The 10,673-nt window shown below is 74.0% G+C and carries 7 protein-coding genes; 4 read left to right on the top strand and 3 right to left on the bottom strand.

Annotated elements, in window-relative coordinates:
- The first annotated feature begins 2 nt into the window (after window positions 1-2).
- Window positions 3-1,478, top strand: coding sequence for a phytoene desaturase family protein (locus O2W18_RS16375; RefSeq protein WP_269188513.1), 1,476 nt, complete (start codon window positions 3-5; stop codon window positions 1,476-1,478).
- Between the two features lie 73 nt (window positions 1,479-1,551).
- On the opposite strand, the gene O2W18_RS16380 is transcribed toward O2W18_RS16375, so the two are convergent.
- Window positions 1,552-2,427 (bottom strand): type IV toxin-antitoxin system AbiEi family antitoxin, encoded by an 876-nt coding sequence (locus tag O2W18_RS16380; protein ID WP_269188514.1) that lies wholly within the window; start codon window positions 2,425-2,427, stop codon window positions 1,552-1,554.
- Window positions 2,428-2,625: 198 nt separating this feature from the next.
- Here O2W18_RS16380 and O2W18_RS16385 point away from each other — a divergent pair, with 198 nt between their 5' ends.
- From O2W18_RS16385 to O2W18_RS16395, 3 genes are all read left to right on the top strand, one after another.
- Window positions 2,626-3,135, top strand: coding sequence for a MarR family winged helix-turn-helix transcriptional regulator (locus O2W18_RS16385; protein WP_269188515.1), 510 nt, complete (start codon window positions 2,626-2,628; stop codon window positions 3,133-3,135).
- A 48-nt stretch (window positions 3,136-3,183) separates the two neighbouring features.
- Window positions 3,184-4,875, top strand: coding sequence for an acyl-CoA mutase large subunit family protein (locus tag O2W18_RS16390; protein ID WP_269188516.1), 1,692 nt, complete (start codon window positions 3,184-3,186; stop codon window positions 4,873-4,875).
- A 68-nt stretch (window positions 4,876-4,943) separates the two neighbouring features.
- On the top strand, window positions 4,944-5,930 hold the full coding sequence (locus O2W18_RS16395; protein ID WP_269188517.1) for a tetratricopeptide repeat protein: 987 nt from the start codon (window positions 4,944-4,946) through the stop codon (window positions 5,928-5,930).
- A gap of 47 nt (window positions 5,931-5,977) precedes the next feature.
- On the opposite strand, the gene O2W18_RS16400 is transcribed toward O2W18_RS16395, so the two are convergent.
- Both O2W18_RS16400 and glgB read right to left on the bottom strand, forming a co-directional pair.
- Window positions 5,978-7,414, bottom strand: coding sequence for a neutral zinc metallopeptidase (locus tag O2W18_RS16400; protein ID WP_269188518.1), 1,437 nt, complete (start codon window positions 7,412-7,414; stop codon window positions 5,978-5,980).
- 197 nt (window positions 7,415-7,611) lie between these two features.
- The gene (gene glgB / locus O2W18_RS16405; protein ID WP_269188519.1) at window positions 7,612-10,671 is read right to left on the bottom strand and encodes a 1,4-alpha-glucan branching protein GlgB; all 3,060 of its coding nucleotides are present in this window, start codon (window positions 10,669-10,671) and stop codon (window positions 7,612-7,614) included.
- Window positions 10,672-10,673: the final 2 nt, after the last annotated feature.

Here is a 10,673-nt window from a genome sequence, read left to right on the forward strand (position 1 = left end):
GCGTGAACGGGACCCCGGATGCCGTCGTCGTCGGAGCCGGACCCAACGGGCTGGCGGGTGCGCTGCGGCTGGCCGCGGCCGGGCTCTCGGTGCGGGTGGTCGAGCGCGGTGAGCGGGCCGGTGGGGGCCTGCGCACCGAGGAGGTGACGCTGCCCGGGTACCGGCACGACATCTGCGCCTCGGTGCACCCGATGGCCGCGACCGCGCCGTTCTTCCGCGAGTTCGACCTCGCCTCCCGGGGGGTCCGGCTGCTCCAGCCGGAGATCAACTTCGCCCACCCGCTGGACGGCGGCCGCGCTGCCCTCTCCCACCACTCGCTGGAGCAGACCGCGGCCGGGCTGGGCCGGGACGAGCGCGGCTACCGCCGGCTGTTCGGGCCGCTGCTGCGCCAGGCGGACGAGATCACCGACTTCTTCCTGACGTCGGCGTTCCGGCGGCTGCCGCCGGTCAAGGGCTTCGCCGGGATCGCCGGCTTCGGGCTGCAGGGGCTGCCCAGCGTCGGGTGGCTGGCCCGCCGGTACTTCGACGACGACGAGGCCCGGGCGCTGATCGCCGGCGCCGCCGCCCACGGGATGCTCGACCTCAGCCGCCCGCTCACCGCGGCGCTGGGCATGTTCCTGGGGATGATGAGCCACCACCACGGCTGGCCGCTGATCGAGGGTGGCTCGCAGCAGCTGGCCGACGCGATGGTCACCGCGCTGGAGCAGCAGGGCGGTGAGGTCGTCACCGGCCACGAGGTCACCGACCTGCGCGAGTTCGACGGTGTCCCGGCCGTGCTGCTGGACACCTCGCCGAGCGCGTTCGTCGCGATGGCCGGCAACCAGGTCACCGACGGCTACCGGCGCTGGGTGAAGCGGTACAAGCACGGGCCCGGGGTCTTCAAGGTTGACTGGGCGCTGTCCGAGCCGGTGCCGTGGGCCGATCCCGACGTCCGCCGGGCCGGCACCGTGCACGTCGCCGGGACGATGGAGGAGACGATCGCCGGGGAAGCTGCGCCGGCCGCGGGGCGGATCACCGACAAGCCCTACGTGCTCGCCGTCCAGCCCACGGTCGTCGACCCCTCCCGTACGCCCGACGGCGGGCACGTCTTCTGGGCCTACGTGCACGTGCCGCACGGCTCGACCGTCGACATGACCGAGGCGATCGAGGCGCAGGTCGAGCGGTTCGCCCCGGGCTTCCGGGACACGATCCTGGCCCGGCACACCATGCACGCCGGGGAGATGGAGCGCTGGAACCCCAACGACATCGGCGGGGACATCTCCAACGGCGAGGCGTCGCTGCGGCAGATGCTCGCCCGGCCGGTGCCGCGGTGGAACACCTACAAGACTCCGGTCCGCGGCACCTACCTGGCGTCCTCGGCGACCCCGCCCGGGCCCGCGGTGCACGGCCACTGCGGCGACAACGCCGCCCGGGTGGCGCTGCGCGAGGTCTTCGGCATCCGGGACGCCCCGACGCTCCGCCCCGCCCCGCGCCCCTGACCCCGGCGCTGCCCTCGCCGAGTGTCGAGTCGTCGACCTGTCGCCCCCGCGGGAGGGGTTGACGAGTCGACACTCAGCGGGCCAGTTCGGCCGCGATCCGGGTGATCAGCTGATCGGGTCGGTGCAGGTCGGCCGCGGTCACGAAGAGGACCCGCCAGCCGGCGGCGAGCAGTCGGTTGAGCCGGCGGCGGTCGGCGGCGAACTGGCCGGGCTCGGCGTGCCAGAGCCCGTCGTACTCCAGCGCCAGCCGCTGCTCGGGCCAGGCGAAGTCGACCCGGGCGACGAACACCCGCCCGTCGTGCACGGAGTGCTGGGCGACCGGCGTCGGCAGCCCGGCGCGGTGCAGCAGCAGCCGCAGCCGGGTCTCCTGGGGCGAGCCGGCCAGCCCGTCCGCCAGTCCGGCGGCGGCCCGGGCCCGCCGGCACCCTCGGCCGGTGGTCGCCGCGGCCATGGCCCGGACGTCGCCGAGGTCGAGCAGGCCGGCGGCGGCGAGCTGGTCGATGAGCACCACGGCCTCGTCGAGCGGGCTGTCGGCGCCGAGCGACACCGCCGTCCGCTCGGGTGTGGTGACCGGGACACCGCGCCGGGGGGTGACGTCCGCAGGGAGGAGCTCTGCGCGGCGGACCCGTACGCCGCTGACCACGCTGGTCCGCGTCGCGGGCGGCACGGTCAGCTCCACGTCGTCCTCCGGGCCGGCTGCGGCCAAGCCCCACAGGACGGCGGCGCTGGCCCCGGTGACGACCGAGCCAGGGAGCAGCACCGACGCGGCGGCCACGGCCCGCAGCTGGTGCGTGACGGTCAGGTCGGCACACGCGTAGACGTCGCGGAAGAGCCGGTGCCAGGCGCTGCTGTCCAGTTGCCGCCGGGTGAGCAGCCCCGCCCCGACGGCTGCGGTGCCGCGGAAGACGCGTCCACGTAGCGCCGGTGGACGGTGCGCGGGTACGACCACCGGGCGAGCCTGGCCGACACGGGGCGGTGACCGTGCCCGCCGTCCACAGGCCTGCCGCGGCCGAGCCGCCGAGTGTCGACTCGTCGACGTGTCCCTGCATCGACAGAGGTCGACAGCTCGACACTCGACGGCGGCGCCCGCGGAGGCGGGGGCCCGGCGGAGGCGAGGGGGCGTCGGCGGAGAACTAGCCTCCCGGTCATGGTGCGACCGCTGGGCCTGCCGTTCGACCCGATCGAGCGCGCCGCCGAGAGCTGGGCGCAGCACTTCGGCCCGGCCGCCTCGATGCGGGCGGCGACGAGCGTGTTCCGGGTGCAGCAGATCCTGCTGGCCCGCTTCGACGAGGCGCTCAAGCCGCACGGGCTCACCTTCGCCCGGTACGAGGTGCTGGTGCTGCTGACGTTCTCCCGCACCGGGCAGCTGCCGCTGAAGGTGATCGGCAGCCGGCTGATGGTGCACCCGACCAGCGTCACCAACGCGATCGAGCGGCTGGTGGCGGCCGGGTACGTCGAGCGGCGGCCCAACCCCGCCGACGGCCGCGGGGTGCTGGCCGCGATCACCGACGCCGGACGGGACGTCGTCCCGGCAGCGACCGAGGCGCTGACCAGCCAGGACTTCGGGCTGGCCGACCTGCCCGAGGCGGAGCTGGACGTGCTGTTCGACGTGCTCAAGAAGGTCCGGCTCGGCGCGGGGGACGTCGCCGTCGAATGAGCCGCGCAGGGGTGGCCACAAAGTAGTTGGACGTCCTAGCATCTGGGCATGACCCAACCCTCGGGCAACGAGGCCCGCAGCCGGTGGCAGCAGCGCTACGACGCGGCGCTGGCCGCCGGGCGGGTGCGGGACGCCGACTTCAGCACCCTTTCCGGGATGGAGGTGCAGCCCGCCTACGGGCCGGCCGACGAGTCCGCCGTCCCCGGGTTCGACCGGATCGGCTGGCCCGGTGAGTTCCCGTTCACCCGCGGGCTGCACGCCACCGGCTACCGCGGGCGGGCCTGGACGATCCGCCAGTTCGCCGGCTTCGGCAACGCCCGGCAGACCAACGAGCGGTTCCGGTCACTGCTGGCCGAGGGCGGGGGCGGGCTCTCGGTCGCCTTCGACATGCCGACCCTCATGGGCCGGGACTCCGACGACCCGCTGGCGCTGGGCGAGGTCGGGCACTGCGGGGTGGCGATCGACTCCGCGGCGGACATGGACGTGCTCTTCGAGGGCATCCCGCTGGACCGGACCACGACGTCGATGACGATCAGCGGCCCCGCCGTCCCGGTGTTCTGCATGTACCTGGTCGCGGCCGAGCGCCAGGGTGCCGACCTCGCGAAGCTCGACGGCACGCTGCAGACCGACATCTTCAAGGAGTACATCGCGCAGAAGGAGTGGCTGTTCGCCCCCGAGCCGCACCTGCGGCTGATCGGCGACCTGATGGAGTACTGCGCCGCGGAGATCCCGGCCTACAAGCCGATCTCGGTGTCCGGTTACCACATCCGGGAGGCCGGCTCGACCGCCGCGCAGGAGCTGGCCTACACGCTGGCCGACGGCTTCGCCTACGTCGAGCTGGGCCTCTCCCGCGGGCTGGACGTCGACGTCTTCGCCCCGGGGTTGTCGTTCTTCTTCGACGCGCACATCGACTTCTTCGAGGAGATCGCCAAGTTCCGGGCCGCCCGGCGGATCTGGGCCCGCTGGCTGCGCGACGTCTACGGTGCCCGCACCGACAAGGCCCAGCAGCTGCGCTTCCACACCCAGACCGCCGGCGTCTCGCTCACCGCCCAGCAGCCGGACAACAACATCGTGCGGACGGCGGTCGAGGCGCTGGCCGCGGTGCTCGGCGGCACGAACTCGCTGCACACCAACGCCCTGGACGAGGTGCTCGCGCTGCCCAGCGCCAAGGCCGCGCAGATCGCGCTGCGCACCCAGCAGGTGATCGCCGAGGAGACCGGGGTGCTCAACGTGGCCGATCCTCTCGGTGGCTCCTGGTACGTCGAGGCGCTCACCGACGAGCTGGAACGGCAGGCGGAGGAGGTGTTCACCCGGGTCCGGGAGATGGGCGGTGACGACACGATGACCGCCGGGATCCTGCGCGGCATCGAGGACGGCTGGTTCACCGGCGAGATCGCCGAGGCGGCGTTCGTCTACCAACGCGCGCTGGAGAAGGGCGAGAAGAAGGTCGTCGGCGTGAACACGCTGACCGGTGCCGGCAGCGCCGCCGACGACCTGGAGATCCTCCGGGTGAGCCACCAGGTGGAGACCGACCAGCGGGGCGAGCTGGCCGGCCGGCGGCAGAGCCGGGACGACGCCGCAGCGCGCGCCGCCGTCGCCCGGATGGTCGAGGTGGCCCGGACCGAGGAGAACATGGTCCCGGCGATGCTGGAGGCAGCCCGGGCGGAGGCGACGCTGGGCGAGATCTGCGACGCCCTGCGCGCCGAGTGGGGCACCTACACCGAGACCGCCCGGTTCTGAGCGGGAGGCGGGCAGCGGCGGGCCGGGCCGCTGCCCGGAGCCTGGCCCGCGGGGGCGACAATGAGGGCATGCAGCCGAACCGTCCCGCTCGACCCGACCCGCGCGCCGACCCGCGAGCCGCTGCCCAGCAGGCGCAGATGGCCGCCTCGCTGGCCGGTGCGGTCGACCTCGCCGCTGTCCAGGCGCGCAACGAGGCGGCAGCCCGCGCCGCGGCCGCCCCGCCGCCGAGCGCCGCCGCACCGGCCGGTGCCCCCGGCAGCGCCGTCGTCGACGTCACCGAGGCGACCTTCCAGAGCGAGGTCCTCGACCGCTCCTTCCAGGTGCCCGTCGTCCTGGACCTGTGGGCCGAGTGGTGCGGGCCGTGCAAGCAGCTGTCCCCGGTGCTCGAGCGGCTGGCCGCCGAGGGCGCCGGTTCCTGGGTGCTGGCCAAGGTCGACGTCGACGCCAACCCGGCGCTCGCCCAGGGCCTGCGGGTGCAGGGCATCCCGGCGGTCAAGGCCGTCTGGCAGGGCCAGCTGGTCGCCGAGTTCACCGGCGCCATCCCCGAGCAGGAGGCCCGGCAGTTCGTGACCGAGCTGGTGGCCGCCACCAGCGGCGGTGCGGTGCCCGGCGCCGCCGAGGACGAGGGCGAGGCGCAGGAGCCGGAGGACCCGCGGCTGGACGCGGCCGAAGCCGCCCTGGACCGGGGTGACCTGGCCGCCGCCGAGGCGGCCTACCAGTCGATCCTGGACACCGAGCCGGAGCACCCGGTGGCCGGGCTGGCGCTGCGTCAGGTCCAGCTTTTCCGCCGGGCCGAGGAGGCCGGGCCGAACGCACTGGCCGAGGCCGAGGCCGCGCCCGACGACATCGCCGCGCAGACCCGGGCGGCGGACTTCCTGCTCGGCACCGGTGACGTCGACGCCGCCTTCTCCTGGCTGCTCGACGTCGTCCGGCGGACGGCGGGCGAGGAGCGCGACGCGGCCCGGCAGCACCTGGTGGAGCTGTTCGGGATCGTGGGCGACGAGGACCCGCGCGTCGGCCCGGCCCGCCGCGCCCTCATGACCGCCCTCTTCTGAGCCCTCCTCCGGCCGGGCTCCTCGTCGAGGGGCCCGGCCGGAGCGCTTCACACGCCGATGTCGCAGGCGGCCAGGCCCTCGACGACCCCGCTGCGGAAGACGTCGACCAGCTGGAACCCGGTCAGTTCGACGCCGGGCAGCACCGCCGGGTCGGTGGCGTGCTCGAGCAGGAACGAGACGCTCTCGTCGGCGTCGCCGGGGGAGATGCTCAGCACGGTGCTCTCCTCACCGAGCACCGCCGCGGTGAACGCGCCGGACAGGCAGACGGCGGACCGCAGCGCGTCCTCGCCGTCCACGGACAGGCCCAGCTGGTCGCGGGCGGCGAGCGCGTAGGGGATCGCCACCGCGGTCAGCACGGCGTAGTCCCCGCCCTCGTCGGCGGCGTACAGCGGCAGGGTGAGGTCGACCTCGTCGTACCGCACGGTGGCGTCGGCGGGGCAGTAGAGCAGGTCGACCTCGTCGTCCTCGCCGGCGCAGTCGGGGGCCACCCCGGAGAACGGCTCGATGTCCGGCGGCGTGAAGTCCTCGCCCAGCTGGTCGAAGGCCCGCTGCCAGAACTCACCCAGCCCCTCGGGCAGGAAGGCGCCGACCGTCTGGTCGTAGGGAGCGTCCCCGCCCGTGGCGAACTCCAGGTCGCTCTGGAAGGCGCCCTGGGTGTACGGCCGGTCGGCGCCGAACGAGTCGCGGCACACCTCCGGCCCGTCGTCGAACCCCTGCTGGAAGGCCGACACCCGGTCGAAGTAGGACCCGTGCGCCTCGCCCTCGTCGAGGCCGGTGCCCACCGGGTCGCGCAGCAGCAGGTAGCCGCGCAGCACGTCGTCCAGCTCGGCCGGCCGGATGGAGTTGTGCGCGGCGTTGCCCGCGGCGACCCAGGCCGTCCAGGCGCCGGCGAAGCAGTCGGCCTGGGTCTCGATCGCGATCGACGCCGGCAGCGGGTAGCCCACCCGGCCCTGGACGGCGTGCCCGAACTCGTGGGCCATCACCAGCGCGGGGATGAACCGGCCGTACCCCTCGCTGCCGACGGTGCCGAAGGCCAGGGCGCCCAGGAACGCGCGGTCGTACTGGATCGCGTCACCGTTGGCGTACTCGGTCCCCGGCGGGCAGTAGAAGGCGTTGTCCAGGACGGAGTCCGGCGTCTCGCCGCAGCCGACCTGCCCGTTCGGGTACTGCGCGGGATCCAGATCGCCCGGGTCGACGGAGTAGTAGCCGCCGGTCAGCGGGGTGAAGGCCTGGCCGAACGTCGGGGTGAACTGCGCGGTCCAGTAGGTGGTGAGGTCGGCGAGCGCGTTCCGGGCGAGGCGGTCGACCTCGTCGTCGGTCGCGCCGATGATCGGGAACTCCTCGGGCGTCACATCGCCCAGCGGGCCGGCCTCAGGGCTGGCCCGCCCCTCGATCACGGTCACCGCGCAGCCGGAGAGCAGGGCCGACCCGAGGAGCACGCTCGCGACGGCACCGGCGAGGAGCCGGCGGGGCGAGGAGGACATGTGTTCCGATCCGGTCAGGCCGCCCGCGGCGGCAGCACCCCTCCATCCTGCCGGACCGTGCCGGGTCCGGCAGGCAGGGCAGCCCGGTGGCGACCGCCGTCGAGCCGCCGGGACGGCGACGGGGCGGGGACCCTCGCAGGTCCCCGCCCCGTCCCGTTCGGCTCGAGCCGATCAGCCCTGCCGATCAGCTCTGCCGATCAGCGCTCGATCGGCTCCAGCCCACTGCCCGGACCCTCGGCCGCGCCGGAGGCCTCGGCCGCGGCGATCTCCGCCTGGTCGGCCGGGGTGCCCTCGTCCGGGCGCTCCGGCTCCGGGCCCTCGTGCACGAACCACACGGTGCCCAGCGGCGGTGCGGTCAGCGTCGCCGACCACGGCTGCCCGTGCCAGGACTGCGCGACCGCGTCGATGCCGCCGAGGTTGCCGACCCCGGAACCGCCGTAGCCCTCGAAGTCGGTGTTGATCACCTCGCGCCAGCGCCCGCCGCGGGGCAGCCCGATCCGGTACTGCGCGTGCGGCTGGCCGGAGAAGTTCGCCACGCAGGCCAGCAGCTGCCCGCCCTTGCCCACGCGCAGGAAGGTGAGCGTGTTGCCACCGGCGTCGTTGGCGTCGATCCACTGGAAGCCGGCGGGGTCGACGTCCTGGCTCCAGAGCGCCTCGCTGTCCCGGTAGACCGTGTTGAGGTCGGTCACCAGCTCCAGCACGCCCCGGTGCGCCGGGTCGTCGAGGTGCCACCAGTCCAGCGACCGGCTCTCCGCCCACTCCGACAGCTGCCCGAACTCCGACCCCATGAACAGCAGCTGCTTGCCGGGGTGGGCCCACATGTAGCCCAGGTAGGCGCGCAGGTTGGCCAGCTGCTGCCAGCGGTCGCCGGGCATCTTCCCGAGCATGGAGCCCTTGCCGTACACGACCTCGTCGTGGCTGATCGGCAGCACGTAGTTCTCCGAGTACGCGTAGACCATGGAGAACGTCAGCTGGCCGTGGTGGTAGCTGCGGTACACCGGCTCGTTGGCCATGTAGCCCAGCGAGTCGTGCATCCAGCCCATGTTCCACTTGAAGCCGAAGCCCAGCCCGCCGAGGTACGTGGGCCGGGTGACGCCCGGCCACGCGGTCGACTCCTCGGCGATCGAGATGATGCCGGGCACCTCGCGGTAGAGGGTGGCGTTCATCTCCTGCAGGAAGGCCACGGCGTCGAGGTTCTCCCGGCCGCCGTACTGGTTGGGCGTCCACTCGCCGTCGTTGCGCGAGTAGTCCAGGTAGAGCATCGAGGCGACCGCGTCGACGCGGATGCCGTCGATGTGGAACTCCTGCGCCCAGAACAGCGCGTTGGCGACCAGGAAGTTGCGCACCTCGGGGCGACCGAAGTCGAACACGTAGGTGCCCCAGTCGGGCTGCTCGCCGCGCTTGGGGTCCGCGTGCTCGTACAGCGGCGTGCCGTCGAAGCGGGCCAGCGCCCACTCGTCCTTCGGGAAGTGCGCGGGCACCCAGTCGACGATCACGCCGATGCCGGCCTGGTGGGCGGCGTCGATGAGGTACCGCAGGTCATCGGGGGAGCCGAAGCGCGACGTGGGGGCGTAGTAGGAGGTCACCTGGTAACCCCACGAGCCGCCGAAGGGGTGCTCGGCCAGCGGCATGAACTCCAGGTGGGTGAACCCGGCGTCCTTCACGTAGGCGACCAGCTCGTCGGCCATCTCGCGGTAGGAGAGCCCCTGCCGCCAGGAGGCCGCGTGCACCTCGTAGACGCTCATCGGCTGCTCGTGCCACTTGGCCTCGGCGCGCTGGGCCAACCACTCGGCGTCGTTCCACTCGTGGGTGGAGGTCGTCACCACCGATGCGTTGGCCGGCGGCACCTCGGTGGCGAAGGCCATCGGGTCGCTCTTGACCTGCCACTGCCCGTCGGCGCCGAGGACGTGGAACCGGTACCGGGTCCCGACCTGGGCGCCGGGCACGAAGATCTCCCAGACACCGGAGGAGCCCAGCGACCGCATCGGGTAGGCCCGGGCCTGCCAGTAGTCGAAGTCGCCGGTGACCTTCACGCCCCGGGCGTTGGGCGCCCATACGGCGAAGGAGACGCCGTCCACGCGGCCGCCGGGGGTGTCGTAGCCGATCACGTGCGCACCGAGGACGGTCCACAGCTTCTCGTGCCGGCCCTCGCGGATGAGGTGCTGGTCCAGCTGGCCCAGCGTGGGCAGCCAGCGGTACGGGTCGTCGACGGTGAAGGTGTCGGTGCCGCCCTGCCCGTCGGGGTAGACGACCTCGATCCGGTAGTCGCCGGGCTGCTGGGGGAGCCGGGCCTCGTAGACGCCGCCGCGGAAGACCTGGCGGGCCTCGTGGCGGTTGCCGTCCTGGTCGATGACGGCGACGGCCTCGGCGTCCGGGCGCAGCGTGCGCACGGCCCAGCCCTCGGGCAGGCGGTGCGCGCCGAGCACGCCGTGCGGGTCGAAGGACCAGCCGTCGACGACCGCGGCCAGCTCCTCCTGGCTCACCTCACGAGCGGGCGGGGTGGCCTCGGCGGGCACCGAGGTGCTGACCGGGACCTCCCCCTGGGGGAGCGCCTCCACGAGGCCGGCGGCAGCCGGCTCGGGTGCCTCGTCCGGCGCCGGGGGCAGGTCGGCGACCTCGCTGGTGGCCAGGTCCGCGGTGGTGGTGGCCGCCTCGCCCGGCTCGGAGGCGGTCTGCGCCGGGGAGCTGCCCCCGGTGCCACCCTGCTCGCCACCCTCGGGGGCCTGCGGGGTGCTGGGCTCGGCCGGGTCGGGGCTCGGCGGCTCCGGCTGAGGAGCGGAGGGACCCGACGGGTCGCCCGGCTCGGCGATCGGCGCCGGTGCGATCACCGGCGCAGCGGTGACCTTCTTGGTCGCCTTCCGCGGTGCCCGCTTGGCAGGGGCCTCCCCGGCCTCGGCCGGCGCGGCCTTCTTCGCTGCCCGCTTGGCGGTCGTGCGAGCCGCGGGAGCGGTCTGCGCCCCGTCGTCGGTGATGCTCGTCTGGTCACCGGCGGGCGCCTCGGCGGCGACCGCGGTCGTCGCCGGCGCCTTACGGGCCGTCGTCTTCTTCGCCGGTGCGTCGGCGGCGGCCTTCTTCGCCGGCGCCTTCTTCGCAGCGGCCTTGCGGGTGGCCTTCTTGGCCGGGGCGGGCGCGTCGTCGGTCGCGCTCGCCTCGCGGACCTCCTCGGTCTTCTCCTCGACCCGGCGCATGAGCTCCGCCTTGTCGGCGGGCTCGCGGGTGGTGTCCGTGCCCTGCGGAGTGGCGTCGTCGGTGCTCATCG

It is taken from the genome of Modestobacter sp. VKM Ac-2983 (genome assembly GCF_026967885.1).
Lineage (GTDB): Bacteria > Actinomycetota > Actinomycetes > Mycobacteriales > Geodermatophilaceae > Modestobacter.

Excerpts from the sequence above, each read along its gene's own strand:
- O2W18_RS16400 (WP_269188518.1), bottom strand. The coding sequence starts at position 7,414 with ATGTCCTCCTCGCCCCGCCGGCTCCTCGCCGGTGCCGTCGCGAGCGTG.
- O2W18_RS16395 (WP_269188517.1), top strand. The coding sequence starts at position 4,944 with ATGCAGCCGAACCGTCCCGCTCGACCCGACCCGCGCGCCGACCCGCGA.
- O2W18_RS16390 (WP_269188516.1), top strand. The coding sequence starts at position 3,184 with ATGACCCAACCCTCGGGCAACGAGGCCCGCAGCCGGTGGCAGCAGCGC.
- glgB (WP_269188519.1), bottom strand. The coding sequence starts at position 10,671 with ATGAGCACCGACGACGCCACTCCGCAGGGCACGGACACCACCCGCGAG.
- O2W18_RS16385 (WP_269188515.1), top strand. The coding sequence starts at position 2,626 with ATGGTGCGACCGCTGGGCCTGCCGTTCGACCCGATCGAGCGCGCCGCC.